The organism is Pantoea sp. B_9 (assembly GCF_008632015.1).
GTDB classification, from domain to species: Bacteria; Pseudomonadota; Gammaproteobacteria; order Enterobacterales; family Enterobacteriaceae; genus Pantoea; species Pantoea dispersa.
On record NZ_VWVL01000001.1, the window covers coordinates 277,874 to 300,447 of the forward strand.

At 59.0% G+C, this 22,574-nt stretch carries 20 protein-coding genes; 13 read left to right on the plus strand and 7 right to left on the minus strand.

Annotation, left to right across the window (positions count from 1 at the left end):
• The 3 genes from pqqD to pqqF are packed head-to-tail and all read left to right on the plus strand — an operon-like array spanning window position 1 to window position 3,729.
• A complete protein-coding gene (gene pqqD / locus F3I21_RS01325) occupies window positions 1-279 on the plus strand; it encodes a pyrroloquinoline quinone biosynthesis peptide chaperone PqqD (RefSeq protein ID WP_021505975.1) in 279 nt (92 codons plus the stop codon).
• A complete protein-coding gene (gene pqqE / locus F3I21_RS01330; protein ID WP_058758602.1) occupies window positions 266-1,408 on the plus strand; it encodes a pyrroloquinoline quinone biosynthesis protein PqqE in 1,143 nt (380 codons plus the stop codon). The genes pqqD and pqqE overlap by 14 nt, the downstream gene beginning before the upstream one ends.
• The gene (pqqF, locus tag F3I21_RS01335; protein ID WP_150058006.1) at window positions 1,408-3,729 is read left to right on the plus strand and encodes a pyrroloquinoline quinone biosynthesis protein PqqF; all 2,322 of its coding nucleotides are present in this window, start codon (window positions 1,408-1,410) and stop codon (window positions 3,727-3,729) included. The genes pqqE and pqqF overlap by 1 nt, the downstream gene beginning before the upstream one ends.
• On the opposite strand, the gene F3I21_RS01340 is transcribed toward pqqF, so the two are convergent.
• Together F3I21_RS01340 and F3I21_RS01345 are read right to left on the minus strand one after the other, a co-directional pair.
• Complete coding sequence (locus tag F3I21_RS01340) at window positions 3,720-4,019, minus strand: helix-turn-helix domain-containing protein (RefSeq protein WP_021505978.1); 300 nt, start codon at window positions 4,017-4,019, stop codon at window positions 3,720-3,722. The genes pqqF and F3I21_RS01340 overlap by 10 nt on opposite strands.
• A complete protein-coding gene (locus F3I21_RS01345) occupies window positions 4,019-4,369 on the minus strand; it encodes a type II toxin-antitoxin system RelE/ParE family toxin (RefSeq protein ID WP_059012286.1) in 351 nt (116 codons plus the stop codon). The genes F3I21_RS01340 and F3I21_RS01345 overlap by 1 nt, the downstream gene beginning before the upstream one ends.
• 209 nt (window positions 4,370-4,578) lie before the next feature.
• Here F3I21_RS01345 and F3I21_RS01350 point away from each other — a divergent pair, with 209 nt between their 5' ends.
• From F3I21_RS01350 to F3I21_RS01380, 7 genes are all read left to right on the plus strand, one after another.
• Complete coding sequence (locus tag F3I21_RS01350; RefSeq protein WP_059012283.1) at window positions 4,579-4,929, plus strand: hypothetical protein; 351 nt, start codon at window positions 4,579-4,581, stop codon at window positions 4,927-4,929.
• 49 nt (window positions 4,930-4,978) lie between these two features.
• Complete coding sequence (locus F3I21_RS01355) at window positions 4,979-6,982, plus strand: protein-disulfide reductase DsbD (RefSeq protein WP_150058008.1); 2,004 nt, start codon at window positions 4,979-4,981, stop codon at window positions 6,980-6,982.
• Complete coding sequence (locus F3I21_RS01360; RefSeq protein WP_150058554.1) at window positions 6,982-7,704, plus strand: DsbA family protein; 723 nt, start codon at window positions 6,982-6,984, stop codon at window positions 7,702-7,704. Before F3I21_RS01355 ends, F3I21_RS01360 begins: the two co-directional genes overlap by 1 nt.
• Window positions 7,701-8,204, plus strand: a complete 504-nt coding sequence (locus F3I21_RS01365) for a thioredoxin domain-containing protein (protein ID WP_150058010.1) — start codon at window positions 7,701-7,703, stop codon at window positions 8,202-8,204. Before F3I21_RS01360 ends, F3I21_RS01365 begins: the two co-directional genes overlap by 4 nt.
• Window positions 8,205-8,463: 259 nt before the next feature.
• Window positions 8,464-9,300, plus strand: coding sequence for an MBL fold metallo-hydrolase (locus tag F3I21_RS01370; RefSeq protein ID WP_150058012.1), 837 nt, complete (start codon window positions 8,464-8,466; stop codon window positions 9,298-9,300).
• Window positions 9,301-9,415: 115 nt separating this feature from the next.
• Complete coding sequence (locus F3I21_RS01375; RefSeq protein WP_021505986.1) at window positions 9,416-9,838, plus strand: DUF2231 domain-containing protein; 423 nt, start codon at window positions 9,416-9,418, stop codon at window positions 9,836-9,838.
• On the plus strand, window positions 9,835-11,130 hold the full coding sequence (locus F3I21_RS01380; protein WP_150058014.1) for a sorbosone dehydrogenase family protein: 1,296 nt from the start codon (window positions 9,835-9,837) through the stop codon (window positions 11,128-11,130). Before F3I21_RS01375 ends, F3I21_RS01380 begins: the two co-directional genes overlap by 4 nt.
• A 527-nt stretch (window positions 11,131-11,657) precedes the next feature.
• Here the strand turns inward: F3I21_RS01380 and F3I21_RS01390 are convergent.
• Window positions 11,658-12,551 carry a LysR family transcriptional regulator gene (locus tag F3I21_RS01390; protein WP_088517157.1) on the minus strand — a complete coding sequence of 298 codons (894 nt, stop codon included), beginning with the start codon at window positions 12,549-12,551 and terminating at the stop codon, window positions 11,658-11,660.
• Between the two features lie 102 nt (window positions 12,552-12,653).
• Here F3I21_RS01390 and F3I21_RS01395 point away from each other — a divergent pair, with 102 nt between their 5' ends.
• Window positions 12,654-13,748 (plus strand): NADH:flavin oxidoreductase, encoded by a 1,095-nt coding sequence (locus tag F3I21_RS01395; RefSeq protein ID WP_150058016.1) that lies wholly within the window; start codon window positions 12,654-12,656, stop codon window positions 13,746-13,748.
• 186 nt (window positions 13,749-13,934) lie between these two features.
• Here F3I21_RS01395 and F3I21_RS01400 read toward each other — a convergent pair whose 3' ends face one another.
• The gene (locus F3I21_RS01400; RefSeq protein ID WP_150058018.1) at window positions 13,935-14,837 is read right to left on the minus strand and encodes a ParB/Srx family N-terminal domain-containing protein; all 903 of its coding nucleotides are present in this window, start codon (window positions 14,835-14,837) and stop codon (window positions 13,935-13,937) included.
• Between the two features lie 137 nt (window positions 14,838-14,974).
• Here F3I21_RS01400 and F3I21_RS01405 point away from each other — a divergent pair, with 137 nt between their 5' ends.
• Window positions 14,975-15,607, plus strand: a complete 633-nt coding sequence (locus F3I21_RS01405) for a DapH/DapD/GlmU-related protein (protein WP_021505992.1) — start codon at window positions 14,975-14,977, stop codon at window positions 15,605-15,607.
• A 3-nt stretch (window positions 15,608-15,610) separates the two neighbouring features.
• Here the strand turns inward: F3I21_RS01405 and F3I21_RS01410 are convergent, their stop codons facing one another.
• Together F3I21_RS01410 and F3I21_RS01415 are read right to left on the minus strand one after the other, a co-directional pair.
• The gene (locus F3I21_RS01410) at window positions 15,611-16,930 is read right to left on the minus strand and encodes an MFS transporter (protein ID WP_150058555.1); all 1,320 of its coding nucleotides are present in this window, start codon (window positions 16,928-16,930) and stop codon (window positions 15,611-15,613) included.
• Between the two features lie 201 nt (window positions 16,931-17,131).
• Window positions 17,132-18,100: a GT-D fold domain-containing glycosyltransferase gene (locus tag F3I21_RS01415; protein ID WP_150058020.1), complete on the minus strand. Its 969-nt coding sequence runs from the start codon at window positions 18,098-18,100 to the stop codon at window positions 17,132-17,134.
• 571 nt (window positions 18,101-18,671) lie between these two features.
• Between F3I21_RS01415 and F3I21_RS01420 the strand changes: the two genes are divergently transcribed.
• Complete coding sequence (locus F3I21_RS01420) at window positions 18,672-21,032, plus strand: membrane-bound PQQ-dependent dehydrogenase, glucose/quinate/shikimate family (protein WP_150058022.1); 2,361 nt, start codon at window positions 18,672-18,674, stop codon at window positions 21,030-21,032.
• Between the two features lie 60 nt (window positions 21,033-21,092).
• Here the strand turns inward: F3I21_RS01420 and F3I21_RS01425 are convergent, their stop codons facing one another.
• Window positions 21,093-22,559 (minus strand): catalase, encoded by a 1,467-nt coding sequence (locus F3I21_RS01425; protein ID WP_021505996.1) that lies wholly within the window; start codon window positions 22,557-22,559, stop codon window positions 21,093-21,095.
• Window positions 22,560-22,574 lie beyond the last annotated feature (15 nt).

The window sequence follows — 22,574 nt, forward strand, 5'->3', positions numbered from 1 at the left end:
ATGAAAGAGACTCTGATTCCGGCGTTTCGCCGCGGCTATCGTCTGCAGTGGGAAGCCGCGCAGGACAGCCACGTGGTGCTTTACCCGGAAGGGATGGCGAAGCTGAATGAAACCGCTGCCGCCATTCTGGAACTGGTGACCGGCAAGCAGGATGTGGCGGCCATTATCGCCACGCTCAATGCGCGTTTTCCGGAGGCGGGCGGCGTCGATGATGACGTCAAAGACTTCCTGCAATCGGCCATTGAACAGAAGTGGATCCAGTGTCGTGAACCCGAATAAACCTGGCGTGAATGCGCCGCTTTGGCTGCTGGCGGAGCTGACTTATCGCTGCCCGCTGCAGTGCCCTTACTGCTCGAACCCGCTGGATTTTTCTCAGCAGGAACAGGAGCTGAGCACCGAACAGTGGATCGAGGTGTTCCGTCAGGCACGCGCCATGGGCAGCGTGCAGCTGGGCTTTTCCGGTGGTGAACCGCTGACGCGCAAAGATCTGCCGGAGCTGATTCGCGCCGCGCGCGATCTGGGCTTTTACACCAACCTGATCACCTCCGGCATTGGCCTGACGGAGAAAAAGCTTGATGCCTTCGCCGACGCCGGGCTGGATCACATCCAGATCAGTTTCCAGGCGAGCGATGAAACGCTGAACGCCGCGCTGGCCGGTTCGCAGAAGGCGTTTCAGCAGAAGCTGGCGATGGCAAAAGCGGTGAAAAAGCATGGCTATCCGATGGTGCTGAACTTCGTGCTGCACCGCCATAACATCGACCAGATCGATAAAATCATCGATCTGTGTATTGAGCTGGAGGCGGACGATGTCGAACTGGCCACCTGTCAGTTCTACGGCTGGGCGCATCTTAACCGTCAGGGATTACTGCCAACGCGCGAGCAGATTGCCCGCGCCGAAGCGGTGGTTGCGCGCTACCGTGAGCGCATGGGCAGCAGCGGTAATCTCACCAATCTGCTGTTCGTCACGCCAGATTACTACGAAGAGCGGCCCAAACCCTGTATGGGCGGCTGGGGATCGATATTTCTCAGCGTGACGCCGGAAGGTACGGCGTTACCCTGTCACAGCGCGCGCCAGCTGCCAGTGCAGTTCCCTTCAGTGCTGGAGCAGAGCCTGGAGGATATCTGGTACAACTCGTTTGGCTTCAATCGCTATCGCGGCTTCGACTGGATGCCGGAACCGTGCCGCTCATGCGATGAGAAAGAGAAAGATTTCGGCGGTTGCCGCTGCCAGGCATACATGCTGACCGGCGATGCCGACAACACCGACCCGGTGTGCAGCAAGTCGCCGCATCATGGAAAAATTCTTGAGGCACGCCGCGAAGCCAGCTGCAGCGATATCAAAATCGCCCAGCTGCAGTTCCGCAACCGCAGCAACTCTGAGCTGATTTTTAAACAGCGGGTCACCTGATGTGCGAACGCAGCCTGACGCTGGCTAACGGTCTGCGCTGTCATCTGTCGCACCAGCCCGACGCGCGGGAAAGCGCGGCGCTGGTGCGCGTCGGCGCGGGCAGCCTGCACGAACCCGATCGCTGGCCCGGCCTGGCGCATCTGCTGGAACATCTGCTGTTTTGCGGCAGCGCGGGCTTTACCGGCGATGAGCGCCTGATGCCGTGGCTGCAGCAACAGGGTGGTCAGGTGAATGCCACCACACAACTCAGCCGCAGCGCCTGGTTCTTCCAGCTGCCGGCGCAGGCGCTGGCGGCGGGCGTGGCAAGGCTGGCAGATATGCTGGCTGCGCCACTGCTGACCGGTACGGCGATTACGCAGGAAGCGGCGGTCATTGAGGCAGAATTTCAGCTGCTGCGGCATCATGCCGAAACACTGAGTGAAGCAGCGCTGCTCGACGCGGCCGGTGGCGCACTGCGCCGCTTTCGCGTCGGGAGTGCGGCGACTTTTGGTGACAACGTAACGGAGCTGCAGCAGGCGCTACGGCTATTTCATCAGCAGCATTTCGTCGCCGCCAACCAGCGGCTGTGGCTGAGCGGACCGCAATCGCTGGATGAATTACAGCAGCTGGCCGAGGCGTTTGCTGTTCGCCAGCCAGGCGGTGCGGCGCACGCCTCATTACCAGCCATTTCCGCGCCGGAGCCAGTTGAAACGCTCATCCAGCTTCCCGATGAAGAGTCATTCTGGCTTAGCCTGTTTATCACCGGCGAAGAAAACGCTTTGCGTGACAATGTCACATTACTGGAGGCTTTCTGGCAGGATGAAGCCCCTGGCAGCCTGATGGCGCAGCTGCGCAGCGAGCAACTGTGCGCTTCGCTGCAGTGTGAATGGCTGTGGCAGAGCGCCGATCATAGCTGGCTGGCGTTGCGCTTCTGTGCGCCAGCGCTGTCAGCGTCGGCAGCAAGACGCATTGAACAGCTCTTCTGGCAGCATCTGCGTGCGGTGCGCGCCGCCACGCCAGCGCAGCATCGTCACTATTTGCAACTGGCACAGCAGGATTTCGCTGCGCTGTCGCCGCTGACGCAGTTGCGTGGACGGGCGCTGGGATCGGCGCCGTCAGCTGACGTTCCCGCAGATTTCACCGGTTTCATCGCCGCGCTGCCACAGGCTTCGTGCACGCGGCTGCTGACGCAGCGACAGTTGTCCGCCGTGCCTTATACCACGCAGGGATTCTGCCTGCAGCGCGCACCATGGCTACAGACCGCGGCTGGCCCGGTTGCGCCGGTTAACTGGTCATTTTATTCGTGCGCTGACGTCCTGCATTTGCCGGAACTCCCGGTAAATTGCGCGCCGTTGCTGCGCGCAAACCCGGTGCAGCCGCAGGAAACGCTGCTGGTGCGCCCGGCGTTTTATCACACCCTGAGTGACGAGGCGGCGCTAAGCTGGCAGCAGCAGCTGCGCCCACGGCTGGCCGCACTGCGCCATGCCGGTGGCAGCGGACGCTGGCAACAGCAGCAGGGCGTCTGGCAACTGGTGATTAATCTGCCTGACGATGCAATGCCCGCGCTGCAGCAGCTGCCTGGCGTGCTGGCGGCGCTGAATGCGCCGGTGCTGCCGCAACCGCACCGTGCTGCACAAAGTATTGTGATTCGTCAGTTGCTGGAAGCGCTACCGCAGCAGTTGCTGGCCCCGGCTGCGCATCCTGCATGGCAGGCCGCCTGGTGCGGCCACAGCGAAAGCGTCAGTCAGCACGCCGCGCACGGGCTGAGCGAAGTGGTCCGGACGCAGCCTGCGCCGGCGCGCGCGGCTGCGCTGCAGCACGGCGTCAGCGCGCTGCGTTGTGCGGCCAACGATCAGGCCTTGTTGCTGTTTATTCCGCTGCCCGCTGCCGATGATGCCAGCCTCGCGGCGCTGCGTGCGCTGGCGCTGATGTTTGAACCACGCTTCTTTCAGCGCCTGCGGGTTGAGCAACAGATTGGCTACGTGGTGTCAGCGCGCTACCAGCGCGTGGCGGATGTGGATGGACTCCAGCTGGCGCTGCAATCACCGTCCATTGGCTGGCGCACGCTGCTGCAACACTGCAAAGCGTTTTTGCGCGACATGGTGAGTGAACTTGCCGCCATCAACGATGAAACGCTGCGGGGCTGGCAGGCGACTCTGCTGACGCAGTGCCAGCCACACCAGAACGCCGACGCCGCCACTGAGGCACTGCGAAAACAGCAGGGACTGCCGGTGCTTACGCCAGAAGCGGTCGCCGCGCTCACGTTACCCCAGCTGCAGCGGCTGCATCAGCGCCTGTTGCGCGAACGCCGCCGCTGGCGTTTACTGATTAATCACAGCTGAAAAGCAAAATGTTTGCCGTTTGGCAGTTTAACATCAATACGAAGTTCCCCACCAAGCGCGGCGACGTAGCGTTTTAGCGTGGACAGGCGCGGATCGTTTTCCGGATTTTCCATCTTTGCCAGCGTTGGTTGTGATACACCGATGGTGCGCGCCAGTTCAGTTTGCGAAAGGTTTAGCTCTTCACGCAATTGGCTCAGGGCTATTTCCTGACGCAGCTTTTCCACCTTTTCAGCGATGCGCTGCTGACTTTCAGGTGATTGTTTTGCCAGTAGTTGCTTGTAGGTCCCCATTATCCCTCCATATGCACTAAATGCTTGCGGTATTCCGCTTCAGCCAGGCGAATCATCGTGCGGTAAAATTGTTTCTGCTGACAGCCAGCCTTATTTCCTGCGCAAAGTACAATCGAACGGCGCACCGGATCGAAGGCGAAAAAGGCTCTGACAGGCATGCCTGCATGCTGTACACGCAGTTCTTTTAGATTGGGAAACTGACACCCCTTCAAGGTATCAACATAGGGACGACCGGGTTTTGGTCCAATCTCTGCCAGGATTTGCATCACTGCTAACACGTCCTCACGTAAACCTTCATTTTGCGCAAGAAACCAGTCATCAAAAACATCCGTTGTTAATATTTCCCACATAGCGCTATCCCATAGCTTTTTTGCTATAAATGAGTTTATAGCCTTTAGGCTATGACCACAAGGGCGGAGAGGTTAATCAAAGTGAATAATTTCTCCCTCTCTGCAGTCAGCACGATCCCGCTGGCATAAAGACAAAAGTTTACACAGCAGGGGTTGGTGTTTCTGCTGCTTTTGCATAAACTGGTCGCACTTTTCTCTGAGGCTGTGGCATGACGATATCGCCCCAACGCGCAAAATGGATTCTGGCACTGGTTTGTCTGGTGCTGGCATTTTGTCTCGTCCAGCGCAGCTTCAATCTCCCGACCCAGCCTGTCGTTAGCATTACTGCTCACAGCGCCGCCGTTGATGACGGTGCCAGCAGTGATAAACCCTGTGCGCTGGGCGCTAAGTCACTCAGCGGCAGCGCGCCGCTGCTCGATACCGCGCTGCCATTCCTCGTACTGCTGCTGGCGTTGATCGCTACGCTCTTCCAGACCTCGTCTGCCACTGTCTGTCGACGTGAACCGCTGTTTGTGCCGCTGCGACGGCGCCATCTCACGCTCTGCGTCTTCCGGGAATAACACCACGCGATCCACCGCGTAAACCCTGTTATTCACCGGAGAAACGATTATGACATTCCTGATCAGGAGCCTGCTGCTCCTCGTGGCGAGCTGCGCGCTGACCGTGCAAGCCGCCGATACCGGCTGGCTGCGCAATGCGCAAAACAGCCACGCCGAAGTGCGCCTGCGCGCCGCGCCGCAGGGCGATCACCTGCAACTGCTGCTGGATATTCGCCTGCAGCCGGGCTGGAAAACCTACTGGCGCTCGCCGGGCGAAGGCGGCGTCGCGCCGGAAATCCGCTGGCAAACGCCGGATGTCAACGCCCGCTGGTCGTGGCCAGTGCCAGCGCGCTTTGACGTCAGCGGCCTCACCACGCAGGGCTACAAAGGCAACGTTACGCTGCCCATCGTGCTCGAATCTGCCCCGCAGGGCACGCTGGCCGGCACGCTGACGCTGTCCACCTGTAGCGACGTCTGCATCCTGACGGATTTTCCGTTCCAGCTCGATCTCTCGCAGCCCGCCAGTCCGGATTTTGCACGTGACTTCGCCCAGGCGATGGGGCAGATCCCGGCTGACAGCGGGCTGACCGATCAGCTTGATGCCAGTTTCGTTGATGGCACGCTGCAAATCCGGGCGCAGCGTCAGCAGGGCTGGCAGCAGCCGGAACTGTTCTTTGATTATCCGCAGGGCAGCATGCTGGCTGCGCCGCAAATCAGCGTGCAGGGCGAGACGCTGACCGCTCGCGTGGCGGTAACCGACGAATGGGGCGAAGCCGCGCCGGACCTGCGCGGCAAAGCGCTGTCACTGGTCATCGCTGACGCCGGTATCGCTCAGCAAAGCCAGCTGACCCTGGGTCAACAGCCACTGTTTTCTCCCTTCGCCGGGAACGCCACGCTGTGGTCGGTAGTGCTGCTGGCGCTGCTCGGCGGGCTGATTCTCAACCTGATGCCCTGCGTGCTGCCGGTGCTGGCGATAAAACTGAGCAGCCTGGTGCAGCAGCAGGGACAGACGCAACGCCAGACGCGTCAGCAGTTTCTCGCGTCCAGCGCCGGCATTCTGTTCTCTTTCCTGCTGCTGGCGCTGCTTATGACCGTGCTACGGCTCAGCGGTCAGGCGCTGGGCTGGGGCATTCAGTTTCAGAGCAGCGGCTTTCTGCTGGTAATGGTGCTGGTGATGTTCCTGTTCAGCGCCAGTCTGTTCGATCTGCTGCATTTCCGCCTGCCTTCCGGCCTGACCACCCGGCTGGCGACGCACGGCGGTGCCGGTCTGGCAGGGCATTTTGGCCAGGGGGCCTTTGCCACGCTGCTGGCGACGCCGTGCAGCGCACCGTTTCTTGGCACCGCCGTCGCCTATGCGCTGACCGCGCCGCTGCCGCAGCTGTGGCTGCTGTTTGTCGCGCTCGGCGTCGGCATGAGTCTGCCGTGGCTGCTGGTTGCGGCGCTGCCGGGTATGGCGCGCTGCCTGCCGCGTCCGGGGCGCTGGATGCTGCATCTGCGCACGCTGCTGGGGCTGCTGATGCTGCTGGCAACGCTGTGGCTGGTGACGCTGCTGATTCCTCACTGGGGCAGCACCGTCGCCATTCTGCTGGCGGCCATCCTTATGCTGGCGCTGACGGGCTGGCTAATCGCACGCCGCGCGCTGCCGCAGGCAGGTCTGGTGTTCATTACCGTGACGCTGGCGGGCGCGCTGTTACTGCTGACGCGCCTCTCCCCGGAAGAAGAATCGCTGGTATGGCAACCGCTGACCGAAGCCGCCATCAATCAGGCGCTGGAGCAGGATAAGCGCGTCTTCGTCGATGTCACCGCTGACTGGTGCATCACCTGCAAAGTGAATAAATCACGGGTGCTGAATCAGCCTGACGTGCGTGCCGCCCTCGGCGCAGAGGATGTGGTGCTGCTGCGCGGTGACTGGACACAACCGGATCCGGCCATCGGCGAGTTCCTGCGCCGCCGCGATCGCGTAGCGATTCCCTTTAACCAGATTTACGGCCCGGCACTGCCGCAAGGCCAGATTTTATCGCCGTTATTAAGTCGTGATGCGGTGATTTCAACACTCTCTGAGGCAAAAAAATGATGAAAAAATCCCTGTTACTTTCGCTGATGTTACTGGCGGCACCCGCCCTGGCCGCCGCGCCATTTACCCCCGAGCAGGAGACGCGCATCAAACAGCTGATTCGCGAAACCCTGGTGCAAAATCCGGCGATTCTGGCAGAAGCTGCCGACGCATTTGATAAAGAAGCCGCGCGCCAGCAGCAAAACGTGGTCGCGCAGATGGTAGAAAAAAACCGCGCGGCGCTGTTTAACGATGCCGGCTCACCGCGCATCGGTGCCAAAAAACCGGCACTGACGCTGGTCTATTTCACCGACTACAACTGCGTCTTTTGCAAAAAGTTTGAGGCGGATATCGAAAAACTGCTGCACAACTATCCGCAGGTGGCCGTGGTACTGAAGCCGCTGCCTTACCGCGCTGAAAGCTCGCTCAGTTCGGCGCGTCTGGCGCTGACGGTGTGGGAGCAGCAGCCGAATAACTTTCTTAAGCTGCATGAACGGCTGATGGCAAAGAAAGGCAACCATGATGAAGCCAGCATCGCCGCCGCGCTGGACAAAAGTGGCATCAGCCTGTCGGCGCCGAGCACCGCCAGCCTCGATACCATCAACCTCAACCTGACGCTGGCGCAGCAGCTGGGTGTGCAGGGTACGCCCGCCACGCTGGTGGGCAATCAGCTGATCAGCGGGGCAGTGCCTTATGCACAGCTGGAAGCCGCGGTGAAAGGTGCGCTGCAGGCTAAGCCATGAGCCGGGTAACGCGCTGGCTGCGCGAAGGCGTGCTGTTGTTGCTGATGGCAGCGGCGCTGCTGCTGGCCATGGACTGGCTGCGTGCACCGCAGCTGCCCGCGGATGTGGCCCGGCAGCCGCTCAGCGCGCTGCAGGGCGAGGTGAACCTGGCGACGCTGAGCCAGCAGCGGCCGGTGCTGGTTTACGTCTGGGCCAGCTGGTGTGGCGTGTGCAAACTCACCACACCGACGGTGGCCGCGCTCAGTCAGCACGGCACGCAGGTGGTCAGTGTGGCTCTGCGATCCGGCAGCGATGCGCGCGTCGCCACCTGGCTGGATAAAAAAGGAGTGCGGGGACTCGCCGTCAATGATGAAAGCGGGGCGCTGGGACAGCGCTGGCAAATCAGCGCCACGCCGACGTTCATCGTGCTGCATCAGGGCAAGGTGGTCAGCACCAGCAGCGGCTGGACCAGCAGCTGGGGGCTGAAGCTGCGCCTGTGGTGGGCGGCGCGCGCTGCCTGATTAATCATTAACGGTTAACCGACCGCGTTAAATAACCGTAGCGTGAATAACCTTGCGCTGCGGTTATTTTTTTACTCGTTAAAAATCCGCATTCAATATTTCAATGTATTGAAATTAAATGAGTAATAAATAAAGCGATAAATGAATGGTTCTGGATTATTTGCAATTGCCATCATCATGGCACATATATGTTTAATCACTTTTTTATTTATTGATTTAATGGCAGCGCGCTCGCGCCATTTTATTTTGGGGGAGAACAATGCGAATTCATCACCTCAACTGTGGCTGCATGTGCCCGCTCGGTGGCGCACTATTCGATGGTTTCAGCAAAGGTCCGTTCGCTGAACTGGTGTGCCACTGCTTATTGCTGGAAACTGACCGTCACGGTTTAATCCTTGTGGATACCGGTCTGGGCACGCAGGACATGCGCCATCCCGACCGCCGCCTGTCGGGCTTTTTCCGCACGCTGAATAATATTCGCTATAACGAGCAGCTCAGCGCGCTGGCACAGATTCAGCTGCTGGGGTTTCGCCCGGAGGATGTGCGCCACATTATTCTGACCCACCTCGATTTTGACCACGCCGGCGGCATCAGTGATTTTCCGGCCGCCCGCATTCATCTGCTGCAGCGTGAACTGGATACCGTAACCCAGGCGGGCGACAGCAGCTGGCTGGCGCGTCAGCGGTTTCGCCCGCAGCAGTGGACTGCGCATGATGGCTGGCGCGGTTACACCAGCGGCGGCGAGCGCTGGTATGGCTTTGATGCGGTGAAGGCGGTCGACGATCTCAGCGATGAGATTCTGCTGGTGCCGCTGCCGGGACATACGCTGGGCCATGCGGGCGTGGCGATTCGTCACCAGGGCGGCTGGCTGCTGCATGGCGGCGACGCCTGGTTTTATCGCGGTGAAATGTACCACAGCCAGCGGCACTGTACGCCTGGCCTGCGCGCCTATCAGCGCCTGATGTGCAGTGACCGCGCCGCCTGGCACAGCAATCAGCAGCGGCTGCGTGAACTGTCACTGCACCACCCGCAAGAGGTGCAACTGTTCTGCAGCCACGACGCACAGGAACTGAACCAGTTCCGTCGGCACGGTTAACTTTTTGTGCGGGCTCTGCGCATGACTCTTTATCTTTACTAATATTTCTCAGGCGTGCGAAGCGATGCCTGGCCGGATCGCTCTCGCCTGGAAAAACTGTGATAGGGAGAGTGCGATGTACCATACCTCGGGACGCTCGGTTGTTGGCGTGACGCTGTTTACCCTGCTTGAGCCGTTGCCGCTGGGCTTTTTCTTTGCTGCCTGGCTGTTTGATATTATCTATCTGCAAACCTTCATCGTCATGTGGACCAAAGCCGCCAGCTGGCTGATAGCCATCGGGCTGGTGCTGGCGATTGTGCCGCGACTAATCAGCCTGATTCATTTATTCCGTGGCGCACCTGCCGCAGAGAAAACCCATTTCTGGCTGTCGCTGCTGGCAATCGTGCTGGCCATCGTCAACGCATTCATTCACAGCCGCGATGCCTATGCAGTGGTGCCGATGGGCGTGACGCTCTCCACCCTAGTGGTGGTGGTGTTGCTGATAGCGAATCTGCAGCTGGCGCTGCGCGAGCGTCGTTTACAGGGAGGTCGCCCATGAAATTTCGTGTTATGAGTGCGATGGGAATTGCAGTACTGCTGAGCGCCTGCGACAGCGGATCGGACCTCGATCCGCAACGGCAAATCGGCCCTGATCCGCAGCTGCCGCAGGCTAAAAACTTCTTTATGCCGCCGATGCAGGTGCCGGAAGGCACAGCGTGGAAAGAGGGCGAGACACCAAAAGTGGCCGACGGCCTGAAGATCGAGAAAATCCCGGCCAGCCTGATGCACCCGCGTCAGCTGTATGTGCTGCCGAATGGCGACGTGCTGGTGGCAGAAGCCAACGGGGTGAAAAACCCGGTCACGGCACCGAAAGAATTGATCATGAGCCTGGTGCAGAAATCTTCCGGCAAAGGTGGCCCGGGCGGCAACCGCATCACGCTGCTGCGCAACGTAAACGGCAAGTGGGAACAGCACCGGTTTATCGAAAACCTCAATGCGCCGTTTGGCATGCAGCTGATTGGCAATACGCTGTATGTGGCTAACGCCGACAGCCTGGTGAAATTCCCTTACCAGACCGGCGAAACCGAAATCCGTACGCCGCCGGAAGAGGTGACGTCGCTGCCGGGCGGTGAGCTGAATCACCACTGGACCAAAGCGCTGCTCGCCAGTCCGGACGGCAGCAAACTGTACGTCGGTGTCGGCTCCAACAGTAACATCACCGAGAACGGTATCGGCGCAGAGTATGGCCGCGCGGCGGTGTGGGAAGTGGACGCCGCAACCGGTGCCAGCCGCATTTATGCCAGCGGCATCCGCAATCCTACCGGCCTGCAGTGGGAGCCGCAAAGTGGCAAGCTGTGGGCCATCGCCAACGAGCGTGACGAAATCGGGTCGGATCTGGTGCCGGATTACCTGACCTCCGTGCAGGACAAAGGTTTCTACGGCTGGCCGTACAGCTACTTTGGTCAGCACGTCGACGAGCGCGCGCAGCCGCAGCGGCCGGATCTGGTGGCGAAAGCCATCAAGCCGGACTATGCGCTGAGCTCACACGTGGCACCGCTCGGCCTGCTGTTCTATGGTGCGGAGAATATGCCGCAGTACCGCGGCGGCGCGTTCATTAGTGAACACGGTAGCTGGAACCGCACGCCGCTCAACGGCTATAAAGTGATTTGGGTGAAATTTGAAAACGGCAAACCGGTCGGGCAACCGCAGACGGTGGTGTCAGGATTCCTCACCGACGATCAGAAGCAGGTACGCGGTTTGCCGGTAGGGCTGGCGACGGATAATCAGGGCGGGGTGTTGATTGCCGACGATGCCGGCAACGCGATCTGGCGTATCAGCGCCGCACAGTAGGGTCATCGCAGGCAATAAAAAAGGATTTGGCCAGGTCGCCAAATCCTTTTTTTATGTTCGTCACCCGGCTGGTAACCGCGCTCGGAACGGGGTGCTCAGCACTCCTCACACAAGGAATGATAAAATGTGCAGCGAAAGATTTCAAGTTTCGCTAAAATACTGTATGGTTATACAGGTGTTGAGCGCGGCGGATGCTTATTGTTTTCTGATGACTCCAGGGGCGCGGATAGTCAAACCCCGGCAGGTTTCAGGTGGTGCTGGCCTGTGGCTTTCACAATGAGTGCCGCTCAGCGCTCCTCACAGATGTGCTTAGGCGGTCGGCGGGTAGAGTCAGGGCCCCGAAAGCTGAACAGCGCGCTCCTGTCAGAGGAGAAGGAAAGTGATGGAACTTGTTCGATTACTCCTGGACCTGGTCCGGGTGATCCTGCAAATCATCGTTGCCCTTTTGCAACTGACCGGTCAGGCGCACTGACCGGAACTTGAAACAAGGCGGAGCTCACCCCTCCGCCTTTTTTCGTACGCCCGCGTTACTCGCCTGGCCGGCTTTGCTGTTGCATCGCCTGTCTGAGCGCCGCAACAAACACGCTAACGCGCGCCGGCAGGTGGCGCGTGGTGGGAAACAGCGCCCACACGCCCAGCATCTGCGGCTGCGCGTCCTCCAGCTCCAGCGCCACCAGTTCGCCGGATGCCAGCTCTTCCCGCACATCCCATTCAGAAAGCTGCGCGATGCCGCTGCCGGCCACGCACAGCGCACGCACCCCTTCGACATTGCTGCCGCTGAAGCGGCCGTCAACGCTCAGGCTGGAGAGATGACCGTCCACCATAAAACTCCACTGGACCACATTCGACAGGCGCAGACAGTGGTGTTGATGCAGATCCGCCAGATGACGCGGCGTGCCGAAGCGCTGCAGATAGCCTGGAGCCGCACACAGCCGGCGCGGGTTGTCGGCCAGACGGTGTGCCACCAGGCGGGAATCGCGTAGCGGGGCGATGCGAATCGCGACATCAAAGCCCAGCCCGACAATGTCCGTGACATCGTCGCTGAGCTGAAACTCAACGCGGAGACCGGGGTTTTGCTCCATCAGTGACGGCAGCAGCGGAATGATGGTGCGGCGGCCAAACCCCGTAGGCGCGGTGATACGCAGCTGGCCGGTGGCGCCCTGTTTATCGGGCGCGAACAGGTTGCGTGCGCTCTGTTCGGTCTCTGCCAGCGTTCTGGCATAGGGAAGAAACTCTTCGCCTTCATCGGTAAGGGCAATGGCGCGCGTGGTGCGATGCAGCAGCCGTACGCCGAGATCTTCCTCCAGTGAGGCCAGCCGGCGCGACACGGTCATAGTGGTGGTGCCGAGCCGCCGCGCCGCCTGCGTCAGGCTGCGGGTTTGTGACACCATCAGAAAAACATCAATATCCCGGGAATTCATTGTAACGGTTTCCGTTAAGCAGACGTATCATAATCGGTCATTTTTGCCACAATGGCGACTCACTATAATGGCTCCTGATGATAATTTATTTCAGAGCGCCAAATGTCCGACAAACACCTGTTTCAGAGCAGTACGCTTAACCACCTCGATTTAACCAATCGCCTGATGGTGGCACCGATGACGCGCATCTCCGCCAGCGTAGACGGTGTCCCGGGCGAGCGTATGCAGCAGTACTACACGCGTTTTGCCCGCGGTGGCTTTGGCGCGATAATCACCGAAGGTCTCTACATCGATGAAGCCTGGTCACAGACTTACGCTTTTCAGGCCGGGCTGGTCAATCGCCAGCAGATCGCCGGCTGGCGGGCCATCACCGACAGCGTGCACCAGCACGGCAGCAGAATCATTGCACAGCTGATGCACGCCGGTGCGATATCGCAGGGCAATATTTACCGGCGCGATACGCTGGCGCCTTCGGCGATCCCGCCACGTGGCGAACAACTGCGGTTTTACCATGGCCACGGCGCTTATCCGTTGCCGCGCGCCATGAGCGATGCGCAGATTGAGCAGGTGATTGACGCCTTTGCTGACAGCGCGGCGCGCGCCATTGAGGCAGCCGGTTTTGACGGCATTGAAATTCACGCGGCCAACGGTTATCTGCTCGATCAGTTCTTTACCGATTACACCAACCAGCGCAGCGACCGCTGGGGCGGCGATATTATCGCAAGACTGACGCTGACGCGGGAGGTGATCGCCGCGGTGCGGCAGCGCATCGGTGCCAACGTCACGCTGGGCGTGCGGATTTCTCAGGGGAAAGTGAATGATTTTACGCATAAATGGCAGGAGGGCGCTGCCGGAGCGCGCCAGGTGTTTGCGCTGCTGGCCGACTCAGGTATCGATTATCTGCACCTGACCGAGCATGATGCGTTGCAGCCAGCGTTCGCGGACGCGACGGAGTCGCTGCTACAGCTGGCGCGCCAGGCTGCGCCACAGTTGCCGGTGGTGATCAACGGATCGTTGTCAGATGCCGAACGTGCCGGCATGGCGTTGTATCAGGGCGCAGATTATGTGGCGCTGGGCAAAAGCGCGCTGGCCAATCCGGACTGGCCACAGCGCGTTCGCCACGGCCAGCCGCTGCGCGCCTTCGATCAAAACCTGCTGGCACCCTCCGCGGATGTTAAAAACAGCGAGCTGATATAACCGCCGTTTTCGGTCGCCATCCATGGCGACCCTGCCACAACGGTGTAAAACGCATGACCGCGCACCAGCAACAATGGTGTGGGGTTTTGTCGGGTGCGCATTGCTGCGCACCAGCAGCAATAGTGTGTAATTTTGTAGGGTGCGCATTGATGCGCACCTGGATAAACCCAGCACTACCCAGCCCGCTTATTGCTTAAACGCCCAGCTCAGCTTACCGTTATCGGCGCTTAACTTGTTCAGCGCCTTCTGGTTCACCGCGTCTCTGGCACCGAGCGCCTGCGCCGTCAGCGGACCGCTATCACTCTGCGCAATCACCGTATCCTTCGGCACGCTCACCATCTTCTCCGCCACCTTTTTCACCGCTGCGGCGTAGCCGTCGCGGTCGCGCAGGTTGAACGCTTTCAGCGGCAGTTCCCGGCTCAGCCACTGTCCCCAGAAGAATTCAAGGAACGGCGGCGGGTTGTCTGGCTTATCGAAGCCGATATCGCGCACAAAGTAGATCAGCGAACGATACTCATCATCCTGCATATGCTGGCGACCCAGCTCCTGCGGCAGTGCTTCGGGGGCGATCTTACCGTTTGGCGTCTCCAGCCACACCAGATGTGCCGCCGCCATTTTCTGCCAGAAAGCAGCCTGGCTTTTCAGCGGGCGGAAATCATCGGTAATGCGCACCTGCACCGGCGTTGACAGGCCGGCCATGTCAGCAAAGTTGCTGAACGTATGGTGGCCATCAGTCAGGTACAGTTGATTATCCGGGCCGATCACCGCGGTTTTCATCGGGCCGGGTTCGCTGCCGACCGGCGCCTTACAGCTGAAACTGGCCGGATCGCGCAGGGTGGAGCGCGGCGTGAAACTTTTCACCCCTTTTTGTCCCATGCTTTCGCAATAGTCATCGAACAGCTTTTCCGGATCGGCCTGATAACGATGCTGCTTGTAATCCAGCTGGCGATAACCAATGGCGGCCTGAGTGGGATGCAGCTGCGCCAGTTCGACCTGCACAATTTCTCCGGCTTTGATGTCGGGCGGCAGGGCGGCAAAGGCGGGGGCGGTACTGAATAGCAAGGCTAATAACGGCAGGGACGCTTTCATTCCATTTTCTCCTGAAGATCTCCCGGTGGAGCAACACGATAGCATTCCTGTCATCTTCCCGCTCTAGTGTTGTGGCTCGCGGTTGCGTTGAGGCAACCACTTATCCAGACATCTGACCACAACGGAGCACCTGCTTTATGATTTCTGCCACCCAGCATCCCGCTAAACTGCAACACACCGCGATCGATCCCAGCGTCCGTCTGCGCGACACGCAGATTGGCCAGCAGTGTGAAATTCTGGCGCACAGTTATCTGGAATACAGCGAACTGGGTGATTTTTCCTACCTTGGGGAACACTGCTGCGTGGCGGATGCGCAGATTGGCCGCTTCACGGCCATCGCCAATCAGGTGCGTATCGGGGCACCGAATCATCCGATGGATCGCGCCTCACAGCATCGCTTCACCTACTGCCCGGAGTATTACGACAGCCACGCGCAGCGCGATGCCGGTTTCTTCGCCGGACGCCGTGCCGATCGGGTGATCATTGGTCACGATGTGTGGATCGGTCACGGCGTGATTGTCCTGCCTGGCGTGACGGTCGGTGACGGCGCCGTGCTGGCGGCCGGGGCGGTGGTGAGTAAAGATGTGCCGCCTTACACCATCGTCGGAGGTGTGCCGGCGAAACCGATTCGCGCCCGTTTCAGCGCCGACATCGCGGCGCAGCTGCAGGCGATTGCCTGGTGGAACTGGCCGCTGGAGAAGCTGATGGCGCACCTGGCGGATTTTCAGTCGCCGGATATCGCCGCCTTCTGCCAGCGGCACGGGCGATAACGCTTACAAAGCCTGCTGCGCGGCGGCTGGCGGCGCATCGGCTTGCAGGCGTTTCTCCGGCTGCAGCAGCGTCATGGCCAGCATGCTGCCAAAGGCGATACAGGCGGTGACGGTAAACATGGCGTTATAACCGTAGTACTGCGCCAGCCAGCCGCACAGCATCGGTGAAATGATCGACGCGAGGTTGGCGATGGCCAGCGTCATGCCGCTGAAGGTACCAACCGATGCCTTTGGCGTCACGTCAATCACGACCGACCAGTAGACGTTATTCACCAGCGCATTGAGCGCGTTGCCAAGCGTCATCAGCGCGATAATGCCGGCAGCAGATCCGACCCAGGGAATAGCCATAAAGCAGCAGGCGGTGGCGCACAGCGTCACGGCCGCAAACAGGTTGCGCGCCAGCCGCAGATTGTGAAAGCGTGCCAGCAGGCGATCGGCGATGCGTCCGCCCAGCAGCACCGTCAGGCAGGCACCGCTCCACGGGATCATCGCCACATACCACAGCGAGTGCAGGTCATAGTGGAAATTATCCTGCAGATATTTCGGCAGCCAGGTCACCAGGGTAAAGGTGATGTAGAGGAAACTGAAATAGCCCAGCGCGTTGCACACCAGCGTGCGGCTGGTGAAGAAGCGCCACCACGGCAGCGCGCCTTCGTCCTGCGGCTGCTGGCGTTGCCCGGCAATGATCAGCTGACGCTCGACGGCATTGGCACGGGGATGTTGCTGTGGCGTATCAGTAAAGTGGCGCGCAAACAGCAGCATCGCCAGCAGTGAAAACGCGCCGAGCAGCATAAACATCATGCGCCAGTCGTTGGTGAGCAGCAGCAGTCCGACGGCAATCGGTGCGGTCAGCAGCGAGCCCACCTGGGTGCTCAGCAGGCCAATTCCCAGCGCAAAACCGCGTTCGTTATCCGGTGCCCAGTGGGCGATGGTTTTGTTCATCAACGCGTAGGCTGGCCCTTCGCTGAAGCCAAACAGCACGCGCAGTGCAGCAAACCCCATGATCGCCGAGCCGCTAAACAGCGCCATGCCCAGCTCTCCGGCCCACGCGGTGGCGATCTCCAGCAGCGACCACAGAATGCCAGCCATCAGCCAGACCTTTTTGGTGCCCAGCCGATCGGCAAGGAAGCCGCCGCACAGCGACCCGAACAGATAGCCAAAGCCAAAGTAGCCCAGCACGGCACCGAGTTGCACTTTACTGAAGTGAAATTCCTGCGAGATGGCGTTGGCGGCGAACGACAGCGCACCGCGGTCGATGTAGTTAATCAGTGCGATGAGAAACAGCAGCGAGAAAATGGTGTAGCGGGTTGAGGACGCTTTCATCATACGACTCCTGAAAATGAACACAGGAATCATTAAGCAAAGGTAATGCCAGATTGCTAAGGCTGCTAACTAATTAGTGTCCGCCATGCCATAATGCCCGCGCCGTCGCAGTCAGAACCATCGCGCTGGCTAATAAATACCCGCTATCTGAGCGTACTGCACCAAACCGATCGCCGGCACGATCGGTTACGGTGCGCTGCATCACACTATCGGCTGCGTGACCACCGCGGCACTGCGCAGTGGCTCCTGACCTAAACCGACGTGCAGCAGAATCTGGCTGCGGTAATGCGCATCCGCTTCCTGCTGTTCGTCACTCTGTAATAAACCGACCTCATTCACATTTTTTCCCGCGACCTGCACCTTGGTGCGTGCCGCGCTGCGCATCCACTCATACTCAATATCGATATGGCCGGTATCAATGCAGCGAATACCGTGCTGACTGAGGTCGTAAGCCAGCACGGTTGCCGTCGGGCCAAGGGAGATTAATACCATGTCGAACTCGCGCGCGTGCGCCAGCACATTACTGTATAGCTCGTTATAAACCGAAAAGGCGTTACGGTTGAGGGTGGTAATGCGCCGGATCTGCCGCGCGCCACCCAGCAGATCGTTCCCGAGACCAAGGCGCGTGCCGCTACCCTCAACAATCAGAATTTTTTTATCGTGAAACAGCTGTTTAAATTTGGCAAAAATACGTGCCGCCGGCTGTTTATCTTTATAATCATGATAAGGTCGCGTTACCGACGTATTACCATAGCGATAGCCTTTCTTTAATAAATGCTCATAGTGGCGAAAGAAAAAGGCTTTATGAAAAAACCAGAAAAGCGCTGAGCCAAAACGCATATTCCCGGTGCCGCGAAAGGCATCAGGCATACACAGCAGACAGCGATTATCGCTCTGCGTGCCACGGCGCATGATCTCTTTCAGGCGAATGGAAAGGCGTTCATCAAAAGACTGAAAGCCTATATTCTTAAATAGCGTCATTTCCAGTTCCCCATCCCCATAGCGGCACACTGAGAGCCGGTCATCGCTGAGCAGCAGATCGATGGTCTGTTCTGCTGACAAGACCTGATATTGCCGGGCGTGCGCATTGGCCACGGGAAATTTAATGGCAGCATGTGTGAGTTTAAATGGAAAACGTAATTTGCGATAAAAAGCGTCTGCGCTGATCATAATAACCTTCTTTTTATAAGCGGCTTTGCCGCAGAGCAGTCAGATAATGTATATCACCGATTAATTTGGCAGACAGGCTAAGGAAACTCTCAAAATAATAAATACGCTATTTCATTTATCAATGTCACCGTGCCGGAAAGACGCTATTTATAGGGCAAAGCGCAGCGTTGCCTGCTTTTTTAGCATCAGGTTCTGACATGACCAGGACAAATCGCATTTGTACGCCACTAATCAATTAAATAATTTCACCAGAAATACATGCGCCGACAAATTGCAGGCTGCCCGGCAGCACGCCTGTCGCGCCCTTAGTCATATCGCACGCTGCGTTATCAAAAAATGCGGATTTTCCTGATGATTGATTAATTTCCTCCAACAAAATTGAAACGTGATTTCACTCACACTACGAGCGAAGCGGGGCGCAGCATGAAGGAGCAGAGCTACATTGATAAGCGGCACTAACGACACGCCGCCAGGCAGATTTTTAACTGACGGTTACGTAAGTTAAGATTTTGTTGAGTTTATGTGTCTTTAGTTTGGGGTGGTTAATAATGATGAGCGTTGAGGGATTCGCATGATAAACAAACTGACCAGTCTCGTGCTGGCGATTCTGGGTGTTGCGCTGCTCTATATGGGCGGCAAGCTGCTGATGATGGGCGGCAGCGCATTTTACGCATTGATGGCGGTGGGATTACTGATCACCGCCATTTTACTGTTCCGCAATCAGCGCAGCGCGCTGAGCCTGTATGCGGTGCTGATGTGGATCACGCTGGCATGGATGATCTGGGAAGTCGGCTTCGACAAGTGGCAGTGGATCCCGCGCGGCGATCTGTTTGGCGTGATCGGCCTGTGGCTGGCGATGCCGTGGGTGGTCAAACCGCTGTATCAGGGACAGCGTCGCTTCCACGGCCTGCTCGGCAGCACGGTGGCCATCATGATTGTACTGGTGATTGGATTGTGCTTTTACGATCCGCTGCCGCAGGCCGGCACCATCACCAATGCGCGTGAACAAAACAGCGAGCAGGGCGCGAACGCTGACTGGACCGCCTACGGCGGCACCGCCGACGGCCTGCGTTTCTCCGCCCTGAATCAGATCACCAAAGAGAACGTGCGCAATCTCGAAGTGGCCTGGACCTATCACACCGGCGATCTGCGTCAGGATAACGATGCCACCGAATACACCTTCGAAGCCACGCCGCTGAAAGCCAACGGCATGCTCTATTTCTGTACGCCGCACAATGAAGTCCACGCGCTTGATCCGCAGAGTGGTGCGGTGAAGTGGAAATACACGCCGGCGAAAGATCGTTCTTATCTGCAGCAGCATCAGACCTGCCGTGGCGTCAGCTATTACGCGGGCGCACCGGTTGCCGCACAGGACACGGCCGCGACGCCGGCGATGTGCCGCAAGCGCATCTTTAACGCCACCACTGACGCCCGGCTGATTGCGCTGGATGCCGACAGCGGCAAACCATGCGCCGATTTTGGCAACAACGGTGTAGTGGATCTGCATGCCAATATGGGTGAGGTTCGTCCACACGCGCTGATGCAGACCGCCGCGCCGCTGGTCGCGGGCAATCTGGTGATTGTCGGCGGCTCGGTTATGGATAACGGCTTCAACAGCGGTAACCCCTCTGGCGTAATTCGCGCCTATGATGTGCAAAGTGGTCGTCTGGTGTGGAACTTTGATCCGGCTAATCCACAGAATACCGCGCCGATAGCTGCTGGGCAGACCTATCCGCAGGATACGCCGGTGGCCTGGGGTACGCTGAGCGCTGACCTGAAAAACGGCCTGGTGTATGTGCCGTTTGGCAACGCCTCGCCGGATGAACTGGGCATCGAGCGCGATGCCAATAGCAATACAGAGAAATTCCGTGATGCGTTAGTGGCGCTCGATCTGCAGACCGGTGCATTCAAATGGCGCTATCAGAGCTCCCATCACGATCTGTGGGACCGCGATAACCCGTCACAGCCGTCGCTGGTCGATATCGATTATCAGGGCCAGAAACAGCCGGTGGTGATCCTGCCGACCAAAACCGGCAACCTGTTTGTGCTCAATCGCCTGACCGGCCAGCCGGTTTATCCGGTTAACGACGTGAAGGTTTCGACGGAAGGCGGCGTGCCGGGCGAGAAATTCGCCGCCACCCAGCCGGTATCCAGTCTGAACTTTATTCCGCAGCCGCTGACTGAGAAGTCAATGTGGGGCATCACACCGTTTGATCAAATGGCCTGCCGTATGGATTTCCGTAGCCTGCGCTATGACGGCAATCCGTGGACGCCAGCCACAGAAGGCGGCTCGCTGGTGTTCCCGGGCAATATCGGGGTGTTTAACTGGGGATCGGTGGCGGTTGATCCGCAGCGTCAGATGCTGATTGCCGCACCGGTTCGCCTCGCCTACAAATACAACCTGATCAAGCGTACGCCCGCCACGGCGACGGAGCGCCTGTTCACCAAAGATGGCCAGCCTTACTGGAACGAAAACTTCCACGGTGATTACGCCATCCACATCCAGCAGCTGGCCTCCGGTCTCGGCATTCCGTGCATTGCACCGCCGTGGGGCCGCATGGTCGGCGTGGATTTGAAAACCGGCAAAACCGAATGGCTGCGTCGCGTTGGCACCACGAAAAACCTGAAAACCAGCTTCCTGCCGGGCCGCTTCCCGATTGGCTTCCCGATGGGCATGGTGGCGCACGGCGGGCCACTGCTGACGGCCGGCGATCTGGTGTTCCACGGTGCGACCGCAGATAACTTCATTCGCGCCTATGACAGCACCACCGGCGAACTGCTGTGGCAGCAGGAGCTTAGCGCCGGCGCACAGGCGACACCATCCACTTACATGGGCAGCGACGGTAAGCAGTACGTGGTGATTGCCGCAGGCGGTCACGGTTCGCTCGGCACCAAAGCTGGCGACAGCGTGGTGGCGTTCCGTCTGAAATAATCCTGTCGATGCAATAAAGGCGCCCGCGGGCGCCTTTTTTATTGCTCTGATATCAGCGCATTAACGCTTGGCGCGCTCGGTTTGTACCCGCTGGGCAATGCGATCGCCAATCGTCTGGTCGATGTTGCGCCAGTACTCAAACGCGCGCGACAGCACTGGCTCCTCCACGCCGTTGAGCAGATGACCGCTGACGTTATTTACCAGGCGATCACGTGCCGCCTCATCCAGCACTTTATTGACCAGCGTATTGGCCTGGCCAAAGTCATCATCATCCTGACGCAGCGTGTAGGGCGCGCGCACCATGTTGCCGTGCGCTTCCCAGGTGGAATCCGTCGGGTAGCGCTCGCCGTCCGCCGCCGGACCGCCTTTCGAATTCGGCGCGTAAACCGGATCGCTGACCGGATTGATGCGCATCGCGCCATCCTTGCTGTAGCTGTGCACCGGTGCCTGCGGGGCGTTGACCGGAATCTGCTTGTAGTTAACGCCAAGACGGGCGCGGTGGGCATCGGCATAGGCAAACACCCGGCCAATCAGCATCTTATCCGGACTCAGGCCGATGCCGGGCACCAGGTTGTTTGGTTCAAACGCCGCCTGTTCAATCTGCGCATGGTTGTCGGTCGGGTTGCGGTTCAGCATCAGTTTGCCGACTTTAATCAGCGGATAATCGCTGTGTGGCCAGACCTTGGTCAGATCAAACGGGTTGAAGCGGTAGGTTTCCGCCTCGGCGAACGGCATGATCTGCATGTACAGCGTCCAGCTGGGGAAATCACCATTTTTGATGGCGGTAAACAGATCGCGCGTATGGTAATCGCCGTCCTGGCCGGCCAGCAGATCGGCGTTATCCTGCGTCAGGAACTCCACACCCTGATCGGTTTTGAAGTGGTATTTAACCCAGAATTTCTCCCCGGCGGCGTTAACCCACATATAGGTATGGCTGGAGTAACCGTTCATGTGGCGCCAGCTTTTCGGAATGCCGCGGTCGCCCATCAGCCAGGTCACCTGGTGCGCCGACTCTGGCGACAGCGTCCAGAAATCCCACTGCATATCGTTATCACGCAGATTGTTGTCGGCACGGCGCTTCTGCGAACGGATAAAGTGCTGGAACTTCATCGGGTCACGAATAAAGAACACCGGCGTGTTATTGCCCACCATGTCGTAGTTGCCTTCGCTGGTGTAAAACTTGATCGCGAAGCCGCGCGGATCGCGCCAGGTGTCCGGGCTGCCACGCTCGCCGGCCACGGTGGAGAAGCGCATCACCACATCGGTTTTGGTGCCGGGCTGAAATACCGCCGCTTTGGTGTAGCGGCTGACATCTTCTGTCACCTGAAAATAGCCAAATGCACCGCTGCCTTTGGCGTGCGGCTGACGCTCTGGAATACGTTCGCGGTTGAAGTTAGCCATCTGCTCAATCAGGTAGTGATCGTGCAGCATCAGCGGGCCGTCAGGACCGACGGACAAAGAATGTTCGTCGCTGGCTACCGGAATGCCAGCATCCGTGGTGGTCGGCTTGCGATCGTCATTGCTCATAATATCTCCAGCTTT